We start from the raw sequence: 16,767 nt of genomic DNA, 5'->3' as shown, positions 1-16,767 counted from the left end.
GGCGAGCCGACGGGAGTGCGTTTCACCTGCTGGTTTGCTCCCGCGCGCCCCCAGAGCGGCCTTGGCCGGAGCCGTCGTCGGCGCGAACCTGAGGACAAGGATTCCGGCAGGGAGGTGACCTGGTGGCGACAGCGATGGCGGACCCGAAGGTGGCGGCGCTGGTGGCGACCAGGTCGCTGAACCCGCACCCGGAGAAGGTCACCGACACCGTGTTCCTGGCCTCGCGGTTCTGCGACGCCAGGGACGTGGTGCAGGTCAAGTACGAGATGGTGCGCCGAGTACGGGTCGACGGGGTGCCCGTCACGCAGGCGGCCCGCGCGTTCGGCTACTGCCGCCAGGCGTTCTACGAGGTCGCCGCCGCTCTGGACGCTGGCGGGCCGAGCGCCCTGGCCGCGGGCAAGCCCGGCCCCAAGGGCCCGGTCAAGCTGACCGACCCGGTCATGGACCAGGTCGAGGGCTGGCTGGCCGCCGCCCCCGGCCTGCGGTCCCGCGACCTGGCCGCCCGGGTGCTGGAGGTGTTCGGGTTCCCGGTCCATCCCCGCTCGGTCGAACGCGCCCTGGCCCGTCGCCGCGAGGCCCGCGACCCCCAGGAGCCCATAGCCCGGCCCTGAACAGGGATCCGAGGCCGGTGTTGAGCATTACGAGCGCCTGCACCAAGGGGCCGACGGTCCGCAGCACGGCCTCGCGGTGCTGACCGCCAAGGGTCTGGTCGCGTTCCTGCGCGTGACCGCGGCTCTGGTCCCCGCCGCCCGGTGGCGGCCCCCGTCGCCGGCCGCGCCGCAGAGCCAGGCAGGGCCGGTGGACCCGGAGATCATTCGCGTCTGGTCCCGGATGGTCCTCGCCCATGCCCCTTGACCTGCACGAACCATCGACTGGGAGTAGGAGATGGACCAGCAGTTGTTCGGCCCCGCGCTCAAGGTGACCGCCGATCACCTCGCCCGCGACGCCTACCTCTATGTCAGGCAAAGTTCGATCAAGCAGGTTCTAAACAACACCGAGTCGACGGTGCGTCAGTACGGACTCCGCAGCAGAGCGGCCGCGCTGGGCTGGCCGGCCGACCGAATCATCGTCATCGACACCGACCAGGGGCAGTCCGGCGCGAGCGCCACCGACCGAGAGGGCTTCCAGCGTCTGGTCACCGAGGTCGGCATGGGCCGCGCAGGGATCGTGCTCGGCCTGGAGGTGTCCCGGCTGGCGCGCAACAACACCGACTGGCACAGACTCCTCGAAATCTGCGCGATGTCCGGCACCCTGATCCTGGACGAGGACGGTCTCTACGACCCCTGCGATTTCAATGATCGACTCCTCCTCGGGCTCAAAGGGACGATGTCGGAAGCGGAGTTGCACCTGCTCAAGGCCCGTCTTCGTGGCGGGCAGTTGTCCAAAGCGCGGCGCGGGGAACTGATCAGCCCGGTGCCGATCGGCCTGGTCTACGACCCGTCCGGGAAGGTCGTCCTGGACCCCGACGTCGCGATCGTGGCCGCCCTGCGCGCGGTCTTCGACCTGTTCGACACCGTCGGCTCGGCCACCGCGGTGGTCAAGGCGTTCAACCACGACGGCCTGCGACTACCCCGCCGACTGCCCCACGGCCCGGACAAGGGAAAGATCGTCTGGGCACCGGCCACGCACTCGCGCATCCTGCAGATGCTGCACAACCCTCGTTATGCCGGCGCGTTCTTCTACGGCCGTTTCCAGCACAAACCCACACCCGGCACCGGCAAGTCCGGGCCCAGGTTGCAGCCGCGCGAGCAGTGGATCGCGCTGTTCCCCGACCACCACCCCGGATACATCACCTTCGAGAAGTACGAGGCCAACCAGGTCAAACTCACCGCCAACGCGCGCGCCCACGGCAAGGACCGCCACGCCGGCCCACCACGCGAGGGCCCGGCGCTGCTGCAGGGCATCGCCGTCTGCGGGATCTGCGGCAAGCGCATGACCGTGCGCTACCACCAGCGCAAAGTCCGACTCGAGCCCGAGTACGTCTGCCAGGCGAAGGGCATCCAGCACGGCAACCCGATCTGCCAGCGCGTCCACGGCGCCGGCGTCGACGACGCCGTGGGACATCTGCTGGTCCAGGCCCTGACCCCGCTTGCCCTGGAGGCCGCCCTGGCCGTGGCCGAGGAACTGGCCACCCGCGCGGATGACGCCGACCGGCTGCGGGCCGCCGCCGTCGAGCGCGCCCGCTACCAGTCCGACCTGGCCCGACGCCGCTATCTCGCGGTCGACCCCGACAACCGCCTGGTCGCCACCAGCCTGGAAGCCGACTGGAACGCCTCCCTGCGCGAACTCGCCGAGGCCACCGACACCTACGAGAAGACGAAAGCCGAAGGCGCCGGCACCCTGAACGACACCCAACGCGCCCGGATCACCGCCCTGGCCAGCGACTTCCCGAGGTTGTGGAACGACCCTGCCACCCCGGTGCGCGAGCGCAAACGCCTGGTCAGGCTCCTGGTCGCCGACGTCACCATGCACCGTGCCGAACAGATCACCGCCCACGTCCGCCTGCGTGGCGGCCAGGAACACACCCTGGTCCTGCCGGTCCCGCTGGCCTCCTGGCAGATCCGTCAGACCCCCTCCGATGTCGTCGCCGCCATCGACGAGCTCCTTGAGGACCACACCGACGGCCAGATCGCCGCGATCCTCACCACACGTGGTCACGTCAGCGGCAGCGGCCGGCCCATCCACGCCCGGATCGTCCGCCAGATCCGCGACGCCTACCACCTGCGCAGCCACCCCCAGCGGCTGGCGGACCTCGGCATGGTCAGCCTGCGCGAGATCTCCCGCCGACTCGGCGTCAACCAGGTCACCGTCAAGCACTGGCGCGACCGCGGGCTGCTGACCGGACGCGTCGCCAACGACAAGGGCGAGTACTTCTACTACCCGCCCCCACCCGACTTCGTCAGGCCCCGACTCGGCCGACCGTCGCCCTACAGACTCGCTGACGACTCAACAACAACCGCATCAACCGAAAGAGGCGCAGTATGAAGCACGAGGTTTGTCGGTCTGCCGCAGCACCCGGGCGGGCAGGATCCGGCAGCCGATCTCCCGTTCGGCCTCCACAAGGTCGTGGTTCTTGTAGGGGCCGCCGTGGTCGGTGGTGACCGTCTCCGGGGCGAAGAACGGCAGAGCGGCGACCCGGTGCCCGCTGAACTCGGCGATCACGTCGGCCGGGACTCCGGCGTACGGCCACTCCATATCCTCGCCCCAGCCCTCCCGCATCGGAAGCGGCAGCATCACGTCCCGCAGCAGCATCGCGATGTCGACCGAGGTGTCGGACTGCAGCGTGAGCCGGAAAGCCGGCAGCCCGTGCGTGTAGAGATCGAGCGCGAGGGTCAGGGTCGCTGTGACCGCGTCGCCGAACACGGTCTCGCGCAGCTTCACCGGCATCGGAGTCGAGTCCAGCACCAGGACCTGGCCCGGCCGGTGGACCACCATCCGGCCCGAGACGCCGGCCTCCGCGGCGGCCTGGGCCGTCCGCCCGTAGCGTGGCCGAGCGCCACCTGGCCCGAACCACTCCTTCCAGACGTCCGCAAACGTCCAACGGGAAGGGATCTTCTCGGCCGGAAACGCCGGAAACCGCTCGCGGATGTATTGGTGCATCAACCGGTGCCTGGCGGCCAGACTCAGGCGGGCGCGTTCCCCGCATTCGGCCTTGACCGCGAAGATCGCCTCACGGACCTCCTCGGTGACGCTGCGATGGCCACTGCGTCGCCGGGTCCAGCGCCCGTCCGCGCAGGCCAGCAGGAGACTGTCGCCCGCGAGTCCCGACAGACGCTCCAAAGTCCGGAAGCTGAGGTGCTGCAGACCGAGCCGGACCGCCTCCGGACGGGGCATCGCCTTCATCTCCGCCGCCTTCGCGTTGCGTCGCTGGGTCAGCGTCGTGCGGTGCGGGTCGTAGCCCGGCCGGGGCTCACCCGGCAGTGCCCGAGCCGGGTGCCCCTCCCGGAACCCCGTCTCGGCTTCCAGCACATGCGCAGCCCGCAACCGGGCCCGCTCCACCTGGTCCTCGGTCAGGTCGGCCAGTGTCCTCGGCTGCCGTGAGACCGGTGCCGGGCGCCCCGGCACTTCGGCTACCGGCAGGAGCCGCAGGTCGGCGTGGTTGATGAGCCAGCGGAACGAGCGGGTCTCAGCATGGCCACCGCCATCCACGAGCACGAGCCGACCGAGCTGGCCATGGACATCCTCAACCGTCCACTCGACGCCGTTGAGCGCAACCCGCCTGCCCCGCGCGACCTGCAAAACCCCCCTCGCCGCCATCACACCCCCCAGATCAGCGAGCTGTCGCGCAAGGGACTGCCCAGATCAACGCCGAGCTCGCGCTGCCAGAGCAGCCGGACGATGTTGGCCCGGCCAACGGAAGGCACACTGGTCGCGTCCGCCAACATGGAGAACGTCATTACGCGCCCCTCCCGGCCGCCGATGATCGTCAGCAGCTGATCCCGCATGCCCAGCAGATCCCTCACCGGCCGACGACGCGACGACAGGTGGTCAAGCACGCTCCAGACATGCGGGCGCCAGCCCGCGACCACCGAGTACCGCCAGCCACAAGCCGCCGCCGTCTCCCTGGCCGCCGCGAACTTCAGCGCGTCCTCGTCCTTGACCAGCTCCATCGGGCGGACATCCATCAGCCACATCCCGCCACCGATCACCACCAAGTAGTCCGGGATGTGCCAGGACGACCCGCCCCCGTGCTCGAAGTCCAGGCGGAACGGCTGAGACAGCACCTCCGACGCCCCCACAAAGTCCAGCGCGACCAGCAGCCGCATCTCCTCCAGCGACTCGAAGCCGTGCCCTCTGCCCGTGGACGCCATCACCTCCAGGCCGGGACGATGCCGCTGCTTCGCCCGCCAAGTGAACCCCCGCACCGGCCGGGACGACAGCACCGGAACATGAGCCATGTCGCGAACCGGCCAGCAGCCCTCGCCGGCACCCACCCGCCACGTCGAACTCCAACGACATATCCAGCCATCCGTGAGATCGAGTTGATCCCGAAACGCGGCATCCCCGCTGTACGCCGCGACAAGCTCGTCGAGGCGACTCGTGTCCGACCGGATCCTCGCCCTGGCTATCTCGCTCACTCACTCACAGCATCACCACCCGCGTAGCGACAAGGCCCGATCTTCGGAACTGACCACAACTGTGACTTAGCGCTGTAAGTTGGCCCTTGTTGCAACCCGAACGCTCAGCGGCGGGACCGAGGGGCTCGGCCTTCGGGAGTCAGGTGCCGACCAGGCCCCATGCATCGAGCCCGCCGTAGATATGGGCCCTCAGGCAATGGGGGGCGCTGAAGCCTGAGGCTTCGCCGCGGTAGATGGCGATGAGCGAGTCCTTGCCCCGCCACCAGGTGTCAGCGAGTCCCTGGACTTCGGGTACCGGCTCGAATCCGTCGAGGTTGAGGTCCTCGACGGCGCTGCCTTTGATCTTCGTGATGGTCTCGGCCCAGTAGCCCGCGTGGCTGGCCAGCGCCAGGGCTTCCACCCATCCCTCTGTGCTGGCGTGCAGCGGCGTCCAGTGGTCAGCGTCGATCCCGAACTCACCTCCTGGCCCGATCATGAACCCGTGGGCCATGGAGACGCGACAGCCGCCGGCCGGGAACCGCCATCCGTTCGCGGCCGAGCCCTCGGGGGCATCGGCTTCCAGAACGCGCGGGCCGCCCTCGTATTCGGGGGCCGGGGGCAGGGCGAGGCCGCCCCAGAGCTCTTGAAAGGCGACAGCCCGGTCGATCTCGGCATCGGGAATCCCTTGCTTGAGCCATGCCTCCCGAAAGAGCTTGAGGTCGCGGTGTGGAACACGCAGCCCGTGTCCCTCGACGAAGTACCGAGCTCGCCGGCTCAAGCCTTCAGGCGCCTGAGGAGTCAGCGGCACTCGGGGGTCTGCCGTCACGGTTGCTGCCTCTCGTATGGAGAGGTTGGTACGGCCGGGTGCGGCGGTGCCGACGGCTGCGGAGCGCTGGACCAACGGACGGGGTCGCCGCCGGGGCCGCCGGTGAGCCAGGAACCGTCGCCCAGGGGCACCAGCTCGTACGGGTTGCTCGCCTCGACGGTGAACTCGCCGCTGAGGGTGCCCGTGCGTACGTCGACCAGGTGGTAACGGAACCACTCCTCCTCGTCCTGACTCTCACCGCCCAGGGTGACGATGGCCGTGTCCTCGGTCACGTAGCCGCCGCTCCATTCCACGAAGGACTCCTCCGGGTCGTACCCGAAGGCTTCGACGGGGAGGGTGAAGAGCACGTCCCCGTTGGGGTGGTCGTGGAAGCTGACGTCCGCCTGTCCGTGGTCCACGGTCATGAACTGGTGCCCGGACGGAGCCAGGTCGATCAGGCAACGGTCCTGCCACGGGTACGTCACGAACTCCGGCTCGCTGTCCGCCCCGCCCGTGCCCCGGAGAATGACGGAGCCGTCCTGGCCCTCACCGATGTCGATGTAGATGCTGCCGTCCACGGGATGCAGGTGGTGGAAGGCGCCGTGCCCGACCGTCTCCAGTTCCCGGCGGGCGACAACCACACCGCTGTCGGCGTCGTGCACGACCCACTGGTCCCCGCCCCCGCGTCCCGCCATCGCGTCCGGCCGGTAGACCCACACCGTCCGGCCGTCCAGAGACAGCGCACAGCCAGGCTGGTGGCCATGGCGTACGTCAGAGTGCGGTTCGAAGTCCGAGGCCCACATGAGGTCGCCGGCGCGCGTGAGGCAGACGACTCCGTTCAGCGTCGTGTACACGACCCGCTCCAAATCCTGCCGGACCACCGACGCTACGACCTCCTCGCCATCCCGCGGCTGGAAGACCGCTGCGGGCTCCAGCGTCCCGTAGACGCCGGCGCCCACGACGTAGGCGTGGATCCGCCCGTCGCGGAGACGCGTGATGACCTTCGGTGGCGGCTCAGGAATCATCCGCTGAGGCTAACGCCCAGCTCAGGAACCTCAAGAGCCGGGGCGGTGTGCGCCCGAGCTGGATAGGCACGGGCTAGCTGCAACGCTCAAGGGCCAACGAGAGCACTAAGTCTCAACAACACAGCGTTACGGAAGCAAGATCCGCCAAGTACTGCGCTCGTCCGCCAAGTAAAAATCTCGGTCACACGTACCTCTGTTCGAATCTCCCGTTCCGCTTCCCGGGTGCCTGTTCGAATATGTTCTCGATACGGTTGTTGTGGGAGGTGTCGCCGTGGACGACGAACAGACCGATCAGGTGGGCGTCGGCTCCCCGATCCTGCACCTGCGCTGCCCCATGGACGTGGACCCGGTTCTGTACCGGCTGCTTCTTGGCCTGGTGGCGGACGTGACACCGGTGGTGCAGGCCGTACCGCCGTCGGTCCTGGTGGCGGACGTGTCAGGCAGCGTCCGATTCTTCGACCGGGATCCTGCCGAGCTGGGCCGGATGGTACGGGCGCGGGCGATGGCGCTGTACGGGCTGCCGGTGGCGGTCGGCGTCGGGCCGACGTGGTCGGTGGCCGCGATGGCATCCCGGGACGCCGCGGGGCGCGGCGTGGTCGCCGTCGGATCCGCGCCGGAGCAGGTGGCCGCCTTCCTGCACCACCGGCCTGTCGGGGAGCTCTACGGCATCGGCCGCGCCCAGGAACAGCGGCTGGTCCGGTTCGGGGTGCACACGATCGGTCTGTTGGCGCAGCTGCCGGAGGCGACCGTGCAGCGGGTGCTCGGAGGGCGGGCGGGCCGGCAACTGCGCGAGGTGGCCCGCGGCGTCGACCGCAGGGTGGTGGTGCCGACGGAGCTTCCGCACAGCACGGCCGGGCAGCGGCGGTTCGCCGTCGACACCCTGTCCCCCGAGGCGGTCCGTGCTGCTCTGCTGTCGCTGGCGGTCGAGCTCGGTGACCGGCTGCGGACGCGACGGCAGGCGGCCAAGGCGATCACGATGACCGTCACCCTGGCCGACCGCTCCCAGGTCCATCGCAGCCGCCAGCTGCCCGGAGGCCCGACCGCGCACACCGATGACCTCCGCGACATCGCGTACGAGATGTACCAGGCGCTGGGCTTCCAGCGGGCCCGGGTCCGAGGCATCGCGTTGCGCTGCGAGCAGCTAGTCGACGCGGCCGCCGTCGCCGAGCAGCTCTCCTTCGACCCGGGCCGGGAGCGTCGGCTGCGGGCGGAGAAGGCCATCGACCTGCTCAACGCCCGGTTCGGTTCCGGCACGGTAGGGCCGGCAGCCAGCTACCGGCAAGCCGGCTGACGTTCAAGGGAGCTCACGAGGCGGTTCTGGTTCCTGTTCCGATGGTGCGGGGCCGAGGTGCCCGACGATTTCGCAGATGGTGCCGTAGATCCCTGTGGCCTCCCGCACGGTCTGGCCGTACGCCGAAAGGGCACGTCGCACTGCGCGCCGCGCAGTGGGGTGATCGGGGTCCACCTGGAGCGCTTCGACGACTGCCCGCTCGAGTTCGTGTGATCGCTGGGTCTGTTGCCCAGTGGGGCGCTCGCTCACAGTGAACGGGCCGTTTCTGAGGGCAGTCGGAGCGCCAGAAGGGAGGGCCGTGAAGCTCGCGAGGAACGCCAACGGATCTGGGTTACCTTGATCATCCCGGCAGTGGGCGGGCCATGCCCTGACGGCTGCGAGGACCACGAGCGCGGATAGGTCCAGGACGGCACTGGGACCATACCCCATACCGAGGAGCCGACTCAGAGCCGCGGTGCTGGCAGAGTGCGCGTTGCCGTTCCGGCCAGTACTGACCAGGTCGTTGGCGATCTCCAGCAGGACCGTCCAGTAGCCGTCGCTCCTGACAGCAGGCCGGCTTGCCTTGGCTCTCATCGGCTGGACCAGGTGACAATTGGCCGAGGGCTCGCCACTCGGGTCCGGTGCAGTCGTCCGTTCACGGAGCCGGGATGGTCCAGGCGCGCAGCTGGCGGGAGACCTCGCGCAGGTCGACGCCCTTGTGCTTGGTTCGCAGCACGAGGGCGAGGGCGTCCTCGGGTGCGTAGGTCATGTGGACCTCGTTCGTCGCCAGGAAGGTTTCGGCGCAGAGCCATGCGAAGAGGTGGTTCTTCGTCTCCAGCGGCTCGTGAAGCACGATCGTCTCCAGCATTGCTGCTGCCTTGAGCCAGAGGGAGCCGTAGACGTCCTGGCGCATGTGGTGGGCCCGCGCTCGGGCACAGGCAGCGTCGAGGATTCCCAGGTCGCGGCATTCCGGGTCACCGGGAAGCCTCTGGGCGACCTGCAGGAGCTCTGGCGGGGTGAGGAACCGGGTCACGCGGCGTGACTCTGGTGTGCCTGGCCGAGGTCGCGGCTGCCGAGCGGCGGCGCATCCGGGAAGGAGGCGCCGACTGCCACCGGGGGCCGAGGCTCCTCGCTGTGCTCCGCGAAGACCGGCGCGAGGCGTGTGACGCTCTCACGGGCGTGCGTCAGGGCGTCGAGGAACGGGTCGTCGGCGGCGTGCAGGGCCGCGTCGCGCACGAATGCCTCGGGTGACTTGCCGGCCACGCGTGCCGCCTTCGCCACTCGGTCGTACTCGTCCGGGCTGAATCCTGTAGGCAGTCCGTCGTTCTGCTCCATAGGAGCGACGGTACCAGCGTGATCATGATCCCGGCGAGCGATCTGCCTGAATGCCGCAGACTCGCCGGCTGTGGCCGCATGTCGAGTTTGCGTCGATTCACCGTCACCCGTCGTACGTAAGGTAGGCGTCCCATGCAAGGAAGTTGTTCGGTGCTGCGCCCGGCGTGAAAGCGAGAACGCGGCGGCCGGAGAAGGTCAAGTGATCGGCCACTACCGCTAGTCCGGACATCACCATGGCGTGGTGAACGTCGCGCAGGGATGCGGCGATGGCATCTTCCCCCTCGGGGCGCTGACCAGGTGTTGGCCGTAGGAACCCTGCTTCCAGGCGGAGTCACGCGTATGCCTTCGAGGTCAATGTGCAGGGTCTGGCCAGGCATGTTCTCCAGGTCATCCCTCTTAATGGGGAGGTGACGTGCCCGTCTGGGCGCGTCTCCCAGCGGCTGACCGGCCGCCGCATAGGCCGCGCTGCCGTAGGTGAGCCAGAGGACAACGGCGCCGTTGCCGTCGGGTCTCCGGTCCTCGTCCTGTGGCACGTACGGGTCAGGTCGGTGAGGGGGTACACCTGGGCAGAACGGTAGCTGTACCACTCATCGACCTCGTGAATGGCCAGGGTGGCGAGGGCATAGTGCGCCATCGCCAGGGCCAGGGCCAGGATCTCTTCGTCGCGAGCCCCCTTGGCGCAGGCCGCGATGAGCTGGTCGTCCTCCCAGTAGGCGAACCCTCGGAACAGGTGGAGCGGGCCTTCGGGGTTGTGGACGTCGGGCATCAGGAAGTCGACCCGGGGGGTGAAGGCGGAGGCATAGCCGCTGGCTTCTGTCCAGGTCAGGCGGACGCCGCGGTGGTCGTAACAGATGGTGCTGAGGAGCCGGGTGAGACGTTGGCCGTGGGTGGCCACAGCGAGTTCGCGGCAGGGCCTGCACATGGACTCTTCGCATGTGGGGCCGGAGTCGCCGCACGGGCAGTGTTCGGAGTCGCGGGCCAGCGGCGGGGTGTAGGGGATGAGTTGCGGCAGCATCTCCGTCGTCACGGCAGGTCTACCGTCGCGCCCAATTCTGGTGCTGGTTTCGCAGTACGCAGAGTTCCGTGCGACGACCGACCGCTCGGTGGTGGGATGGCCGTCGCTGGGGGTGAAGAGCGCCCGAACGACGCCGGTGGACTGAGCCACGGTGCTGCTCCTCGCTGTTTTGGCTGTGGTGTGGGGCTGGGCTGCCCGGGCGGGCATGAAGCCTGCGGTGGGTTTGCACGGCCGGAAGGCGCTCGTCTAACACCCACCGTGCATTGAAGGTGTGGTCGTGGAGTGCACGGCCCGGCTGTTGTACACCGTTGTGGATGGTGGGGTTAGTCCTGCAACCCCACCGTTTGTTTCTGCAGGGTGGAGTTCTTCTGATCCATCCCGGCCAAGCCGGCCGCCCACAGCACACCCTGCCCCAGCGTTCACGCGGCACTCGAACCGGGTCGGTGCATCCTTGCGCGAACTCGCGCCGCCCCCAGTCGGTAAGGGTCGGGCTCCTCACTCTGTGGTGTCTCCCGCCGGCGCTCCCGACCGTCCGCCAGCGCTGCGGCCACGAGGTGCTCGGCAGCCCGCTTCCGCGCCGCCTGGGCCGCGGCCCGCGCGGCCCGGCGGGCGTCGTCGGTCGACGGGTGGAGGTGGGTACGCCGCATCTCCGTCTCGAAGGCGGCCGTCGCTTCCGCGTCCGCCCGCGCGTCTTGTGCCAGTGGCGCGAGGGCCGACTGCTGTCGCTCCCACGCGGTCAGCTCTGCGGCGAGTTTGGCCATACAGGCGGAAGTTTCCTCGGTGGCACCCTGCGCGCGGCCTCGGTTGGCAGCCTGTTCCGCCTCGGTCCTGACCTCAGCCGCTGCCTGGTCGGCCGCCCATTCTCGCGCTGCCGGAGCGGTGGGCACCGTCCAGGTAGCGCGCACAAGGTCTCCGGTCTCGGCAGCGGCCATCTCCACAGCCTTCCAGCAGATGCAGATGCCGCACACGTCGGCCTCCATCCGTCGGCCGCATTCCTGGCAGGGCGCTTCCCTCCGTGCGGCCGCCGCAGCCTCCACCTGCGCCTGGCGAGCCGCAACCGCGGCGTCCCGCGCAGCCCGCTCCTCGGCGGCCCGCTCACGGAGTACGGCGCGGCGAGCCTCCTGCGCTGTGAACTCCTGCTTCAACAGCGCCTCGAACATCCCCTTGCGGGTGTCTCCCGGCCCAGCCGGGGCGGCCAGGCCCGTGGAGTGCGTGGAGAGTCTCGCCGCGACGTCACGGCGCAGTGCCCGGCGGTCGGCAATCAGCTCCTCGCAGGCGCGGCAGACCTCTCCGGTGTCCATGCGCCTCCCCTCGTCGCATCGGTCGTCGTAGCAGCTGCTGCGCCGGGGTAGAGCGCGGGCGATAAGCCAGCCCGCCGGGTCAGCGATGGGCACCTGGTCTCGACGCTGATCGGACAGACGCCGGCTCAGCCGAGCAGCGAGTACGCGCTCCGCCCTGTCCGGCCCGACAACGCCTTGCACGAGCTTGAGCTCACGAGCCGCTGCCGCCCCCACCATGGTCCGGGTCGCCGCTCGGCTCACCTGGCTGTAGACCACCTCGACCGGCGCCAAGGCAGACCGAAGCTTCGGGGGCAGCGGTTTCCGGCCCTGCGGGAGAGCAGTCGACTGCCCTCGCCACAAGGCAACCGCGTGCCGCGACGCATCCGTGCAACTCACACCGCCGACGACACCCTGCTGTTCCCCGCGGAGCGGGTCACGGACGACCAAGGTCTCCTGCTGCAACGCCGAAGCGTCCTCGCGCGGGCACGCGCGGCCCGGCTGACTTCCGTAGCGCCCACTGGCTCCGCCGGAAAAGCAATACTCAGCGGCACTCTTCTTCGGTAGAGCAACCACTAGAGAGTGGGTGGTGTGGAGGTGTGCAGCATCGGCGCGTACGGCTGGAGCAGGGCGCATTGCCGGGGATAGGCGCCCGTTCCCTGGTGGGGTCGGGTAGGGCAGGGCATCCCCTGGTTCAAGATCACCGAGTGCAGTTTCTGTCGCTCGGGATGCGAGCTGACCATCTGCCAGAACTGCGGCGCACGCCCTACCGCGGTGGTCCTGCCGCGGCTTCCACAGAAGGTCGGACGTGAGCTTCAACAGCGATGCGTCAGCAGTCGCGTTGCGGACGCTGGCAGTACGCGCGGCGCTGCTGGGACGAATGCTGGTGAGGGAGGTCGGGGAGGTGGCCGGGCGGGCCCCGACGGCGGCTATGGCAGGGAGGACCACCTGGCTTTTCCCGGCCATGCCTGTTCTTGCCAGCCTCTGGATGATGGTCACCACGCCGTGTGCCGCGAGCCGCGCCAGAACCTTGGCTCCGGCGGCCGGCGTCGCCGCAAGCATGCGTGCCACCGTGGCGGCCGGTCGTCCGCGCCGCTCGTCCACGGTGCCGGGACAGAGCCGTAAGCGCCCGTGCTTCGTACTGTTGAGGGCCATCAGCACGAGAGCCAGACGGTCGGTGGCAGCGCCTCGACCGGTGCGATCGGCAAGTAGCCCAGGAGGCGTTACAGGCTTGGACGGGTCAGTGGGCCGCCAGCCCGGACCCACCACGGCCTCCATGAACCGCAGGAAAGTGGCCAGCTCGGGCTGTGTGAGGGCCATCGGATGAGCGACGGTCCCCAGCCCGCGGGCCCTCCACATGGGCATCACCACGCACTCGAGTCCTCGGACTCGACCTGCGGCATCTGTGGTGGGACGGGTGGCCAGCAGGCCGGAAGCCCTGAGGTGCGGCAGTACGTCGTGGGCGACCGTTGACTGGCCCACGCCGAGCCAGCGCCCGAGTTCGGCTGCCCAGATCCGGGCGCGTCCGTCCTGGGCGGAGGTCTTGGCCATGAGAACGAGCAGCCCGAGGATGGCCGCATCAGAGGCGCCCGTCACTCGGGCTGCCTCGACGGCAAAGAGGACTGCTGCGCGGAGCCGACTTTGAGTAGCAGCGCTGAGGTCGAGTGGACTCGCGGGAGCGTTGGGGTGGGCCCGCCGCGCTCTCGGAACCCGGGCGGGCTCCACGCTCGGGATGGTGCTGCGTGACGGATCACGCGGTCGCTGACTACGCATCGCGACGGCTCGCGCGCGTCGTCGAGTTACCGGGGGCGGGGCGCGCTCTTGGGGGTGCTCCAGGGCCGCGTCTCCCGGACCAGAACCATGTCTCATTTGCCGCATACTCCGTCTTCCGGACAGACCGGGGCTGACAGAGGGCAGCGTGATGCTGCACCATGTGCTTTGTCCTTGAATATCAGGCTGAGGGCACAAGGAAGCCCGCCAAGGCTTCCAAGATCCTTTGTGGGATCGATTCACCCCTCGCCGGTGCTCGCACCGAGCGGAGGGCCTTCGCTCGGGTTCCTGCCGAGCGGTTGCGTGAGGTCGGATCCGGTGCGCCAACACCGCTTCTGACCGTGACGGCAGAGACCCGGTAGAGCCGGCTCCGCCTCAGGTGCTACGCCATTGCGCCCCCTCTCCTTCGGGAGAGGGCTTCGCGCGCACGGGGATCGTCGAGCGCGGACATCGGAGCAGGCACGCCGAAGAGCAGCAGAGCAAGTTGACGTGCCGCTGCTGTCCGTGCAGACGCAGGGGTAACCTGTGTCATGTCGACGCCTTCCACGCGAAGGTCGTAGGCCGCGCCCCGGAGTCCTACCTCGCGGGGCACAGTACTGATCTGGGGATCTTCTCCGGTGCTACCTTACCGCCGCAAGTGCGCCCGATGGAGAAGGTATGGCTATCGTTTCCGCTGCCAGGACAAGGTAGTTGACGGGGCATCGGTGTCTGCCGCCTCGTCCCCTCAACCGAGATGGGGAGCTGTACCGAGGGATGATGGGCGCCAAGAAGACTGACGATGCGGTTGCTGATCCGGGAAGCTACGCTCCTCCACGGCAGCGGATCCGCTTCGTACGTGCCATGGCTCACCTCGCGAAGCAGCGAGCCTTGGGCGAGCCCGCATCGGTCTACATCAGCGTCCCGCCCGGAATCTCTCAGTCCCGGCAGTGGCCGCAGTGGCGAGCTCGTATCCAAGGGGACCTCCCCGATGGCACCCAGCTGCTCACCTACGAGGACGCATTCGGCGGCCGAGAGTACGAATGGGACGCTTTCGCCGATTCTCTTGACGGGCTGATCGTGGTCGGCAAGCAGAAGCGCGCTGGAAGCCGGGTGTTCATCCTTGGGCCGGTGGCCCGGCTGGAGCTGCGCTCCCTGGTCGCACAGCGCCCAGTTCTGCTCTATGCCCATGATCTTGGGCTGGTTCCGGTGGTCGACTGCAAGCCGGCCCCGCTCCCTCACGAGCACAAGGGCACCAGGCTCAAACTGACGGTGCCTCGACGATGGACGCGGACCTCGGAGACACTGACCAGTGCGCTGGCAGCCCTTCAGCCACCCCCAGAGGAGACCCCCCGCACCGCAGACCATCTGCTCCACCCTTTCGACGCTCCTCAGGAGTACTCCAGCACGTGAGGGCCTACGGCAGAAGTGGCACCGCGGTCTCCTGATCTTGTCCGTGGAGCCCCAGCATCCATCGCGGCGTCCGGGCGTGGGTAGTCCACCTGGGATACCCACGGTGGCCAATCAGGCTCGGGATTCGAAATCCTTGTGGTCGACTTGGGGCTGCCAGCTCGGCCGACCGCGGTCCACCTCCATGCAGGGGGCCACTCCTGCGTCGCGGCGGCGCCCGTAGCCTGTGACCGCGACAGAAGAAGGAGCCACGTGTCTCAGATCGACCGCCATGATCACGGCAGCGCCTCGGAGTCCCCGGCGATAGACGACGCACAGGCAGGCGGCACCGAGGAGGACGATCGGATCACGGCCTGGCTGGCCCACGGAGAGCGACCCATCTACGAGAACCGCTGGGTCACCGTGACCATGGTGGATGTCCAGACGCCCGACGGTGAGCGGTTCGAGCACCACAAGGTGTACCTGCCGGCGGCGGCCATCGTAGCGATGGTCGACGAGCAAGACCGCGTGTACATGATGTGGCGCCACCGCTTCGTGCCGGACCTGTGGAACTGGGAGCTGCCCGGCGGCCTGGTGGATGCGGGCGAGAACCCTGCCGAAACCATCGCCCGCGAGGCGCTGGAGGAGACCGGGTACGCGCTGACCAGCGCCCCTGAACACGTGGTCATGTACGAGCCGATGATCGGGACGGTGACCAGTCCTCACCACATCTACATCGCCCGCGGCGTGGTCAAGGTCGCCGAGCCGACTGAGAAGAACGAGGCCCAGCGCACGGCGTGGGTGCCGCTGGACGAGATCCCTGCACTCATCGCGGCTGGCCAGATCGCCAACTCGGGAACCCTGATCGCAGTCCAGCATCTGCTGATCACGCGCTCACGGTAGGAGCTGGTCACACGTGCTGCAGCACCCTTTCGATGCGCCGCCTCTGTCGCAGCGAATGGGTGTCGGTGGCCAGGTCCTGGGCGCGGAGGGCCTGCCGCCTCGCTTCGTCGATCTCGCCGCGGCGCATCAGCACTACGGCTAGATCGCACCGGACGCCTGCTTCGGCCCGGTTGAATCCGTCCATCGCACCGAGGGCGCGGGTCAGGTCCCGCAAGGCTTCATCTGCTCCCAGGGTGGCGAGGCAGTTTCCCCTCCATCGGTCCAGGTGTGCCCCTGCTAGGAAGAGAAACGGCAGGGTGGGATCGGTCGGATCCGCTGGGCGGCTCCGCTCGGCTGCGTCGAGGGAGCGTCGGCAGGCGTCAGCGTTCCCGGCTGCGGCATGGGCCTCCGCCTCGGCAGCATGGAGCCAGGCATCGAGCAGAGCGGGGGTGCGGCCCGCCGCGAGAGCGCGTGCATGCTGTACCTGCTCAACGGCGGCTGCCGGCCTGCCGAGGTCGAGTAGCACGTATGCCTGCTGCGCAGTGGCATGGGCGAGGAGGGCAACCGATTGTGACTGTTGGGCTGCCGACCTGGCGTGCTCGTGGAGCTGCCAGGACTCCCGATACCGACCAAGGTCCAGGGCCTGCCAGCCGGCGAGCGTCGCGGCCTGGGTCAATGCTGCAGCGATTGGTTCGCGGCCGCCAGGAGCTGTGGTGTGACTCAGCAGGCCTTCCATCTGCTCGATCTGGCTGCGCAGCTGTGGGAGCAGTGGCTCTGCACCAAGCCGTCGATCGAGGCGCCGAATCATGTCGACCTGGCTGGCGAAGAGGTCTGCGAGGTCTGAATCGGCGCTTGACGGCGGTCAGTAGATACGGCTCTGATCCACTTCTTGTGGTCGTATGACGTTGCGTTACGGCGCTCTGATCGGTTGACCGTTCGTGTGACTACAGCGTGCTCTCGACAGCC

Annotated in this window: 16 protein-coding genes; 7 read left to right on the top strand and 9 right to left on the bottom strand. The window is 68.7% G+C overall.

The window, feature by feature from the left end:
- Positions 1-122 precede the first annotated feature (122 nt).
- The 3 genes from ACFWP3_RS19075 (at position 123) to ACFWP3_RS19065 (ending at position 2,985) form a co-directional block, all read left to right on the top strand.
- A complete protein-coding gene (locus ACFWP3_RS19075) occupies positions 123-611 on the top strand; it encodes a helix-turn-helix domain-containing protein (protein WP_384222297.1) in 489 nt (162 codons plus the stop codon).
- Between the two features lie 76 nt (positions 612-687).
- The gene (locus ACFWP3_RS19070; protein WP_384222295.1) at positions 688-855 is read left to right on the top strand and encodes a hypothetical protein; all 168 of its coding nucleotides are present in this window, start codon (positions 688-690) and stop codon (positions 853-855) included.
- A gap of 30 nt (positions 856-885) precedes the next feature.
- Complete coding sequence (locus tag ACFWP3_RS19065; RefSeq protein WP_384222293.1) at positions 886-2,985, top strand: recombinase family protein; 2,100 nt, start codon at positions 886-888, stop codon at positions 2,983-2,985.
- Here the strand turns inward: ACFWP3_RS19065 and ACFWP3_RS19060 are convergent.
- From ACFWP3_RS19060 to ACFWP3_RS19045, 4 genes are all read right to left on the bottom strand, one after another.
- Positions 2,962-4,239, bottom strand: coding sequence for a hypothetical protein (locus ACFWP3_RS19060; protein ID WP_384222291.1), 1,278 nt, complete (start codon positions 4,237-4,239; stop codon positions 2,962-2,964). The two genes, ACFWP3_RS19065 and ACFWP3_RS19060, sit on opposite strands and share 24 nt — an antisense overlap.
- A gap of 17 nt (positions 4,240-4,256) precedes the next feature.
- Entirely contained in the window at positions 4,257-5,078 is an 822-nt protein-coding gene (locus ACFWP3_RS19055; protein ID WP_384222288.1) for a TnsA-like heteromeric transposase endonuclease subunit, read from the bottom strand.
- 139 nt (positions 5,079-5,217) lie between these two features.
- Positions 5,218-5,883 (bottom strand): hypothetical protein, encoded by a 666-nt coding sequence (locus tag ACFWP3_RS19050; protein WP_384222286.1) that lies wholly within the window; start codon positions 5,881-5,883, stop codon positions 5,218-5,220.
- Positions 5,880-6,887, bottom strand: a complete 1,008-nt coding sequence (locus tag ACFWP3_RS19045) for a hypothetical protein (protein ID WP_384222284.1) — start codon at positions 6,885-6,887, stop codon at positions 5,880-5,882. Before ACFWP3_RS19045 ends, ACFWP3_RS19050 begins: the two co-directional genes overlap by 4 nt.
- Positions 6,888-7,158: 271 nt before the next feature.
- Between ACFWP3_RS19045 and ACFWP3_RS19040 the strand changes: the two genes are divergently transcribed.
- The gene (locus ACFWP3_RS19040) at positions 7,159-8,178 is read left to right on the top strand and encodes a hypothetical protein (protein ID WP_384222282.1); all 1,020 of its coding nucleotides are present in this window, start codon (positions 7,159-7,161) and stop codon (positions 8,176-8,178) included.
- A gap of 634 nt (positions 8,179-8,812) precedes the next feature.
- On the opposite strand, the gene ACFWP3_RS19035 is transcribed toward ACFWP3_RS19040, so the two are convergent.
- The 4 genes from ACFWP3_RS19035 to ACFWP3_RS19020 form a co-directional block, all read right to left on the bottom strand.
- Positions 8,813-9,190 (bottom strand): fic family toxin-antitoxin system, toxin component, encoded by a 378-nt coding sequence (locus ACFWP3_RS19035; RefSeq protein ID WP_384222280.1) that lies wholly within the window; start codon positions 9,188-9,190, stop codon positions 8,813-8,815.
- Complete coding sequence (locus ACFWP3_RS19030) at positions 9,187-9,492, bottom strand: hypothetical protein (protein WP_384222278.1); 306 nt, start codon at positions 9,490-9,492, stop codon at positions 9,187-9,189. Before ACFWP3_RS19030 ends, ACFWP3_RS19035 begins: the two co-directional genes overlap by 4 nt.
- A gap of 331 nt (positions 9,493-9,823) precedes the next feature.
- Positions 9,824-10,519 carry a hypothetical protein gene (locus tag ACFWP3_RS19025; RefSeq protein WP_384222275.1) on the bottom strand — a complete coding sequence of 232 codons (696 nt, stop codon included), beginning with the start codon at positions 10,517-10,519 and terminating at the stop codon, positions 9,824-9,826.
- Positions 10,520-10,926: 407 nt separating this feature from the next.
- Entirely contained in the window at positions 10,927-11,808 is an 882-nt protein-coding gene (locus ACFWP3_RS19020; RefSeq protein WP_384222273.1) for a hypothetical protein, read from the bottom strand.
- Between the two features lie 2,502 nt (positions 11,809-14,310).
- Between ACFWP3_RS19020 and ACFWP3_RS19015 the strand changes: the two genes are divergently transcribed.
- Both ACFWP3_RS19015 and ACFWP3_RS19010 read left to right on the top strand, forming a co-directional pair.
- Entirely contained in the window at positions 14,311-14,943 is a 633-nt protein-coding gene (locus ACFWP3_RS19015) for a hypothetical protein (protein ID WP_384222271.1), read from the top strand.
- Positions 14,944-15,192: 249 nt separating this feature from the next.
- The gene (locus ACFWP3_RS19010; RefSeq protein WP_384222269.1) at positions 15,193-15,822 is read left to right on the top strand and encodes an NUDIX hydrolase; all 630 of its coding nucleotides are present in this window, start codon (positions 15,193-15,195) and stop codon (positions 15,820-15,822) included.
- Positions 15,823-15,829: 7 nt separating this feature from the next.
- Here the strand turns inward: ACFWP3_RS19010 and ACFWP3_RS19005 are convergent, their stop codons facing one another.
- Entirely contained in the window at positions 15,830-16,036 is a 207-nt protein-coding gene (locus ACFWP3_RS19005) for a hypothetical protein (protein ID WP_384222267.1), read from the bottom strand.
- A gap of 480 nt (positions 16,037-16,516) precedes the next feature.
- Here ACFWP3_RS19005 and ACFWP3_RS19000 point away from each other — a divergent pair, with 480 nt between their 5' ends.
- Entirely contained in the window at positions 16,517-16,645 is a 129-nt protein-coding gene (locus ACFWP3_RS19000; protein ID WP_384222265.1) for a hypothetical protein, read from the top strand.
- Positions 16,646-16,767 lie beyond the last annotated feature (122 nt).

Source organism: Streptomyces sp. NPDC058525 (assembly GCF_042719495.1).
Taxonomy (GTDB): domain Bacteria; phylum Actinomycetota; class Actinomycetes; order Streptomycetales; family Streptomycetaceae; genus Streptomyces.
The sequence above is the reverse complement of the archived record's forward strand: the minus strand, read 5'-3'. Positions and strand labels throughout refer to the sequence as shown.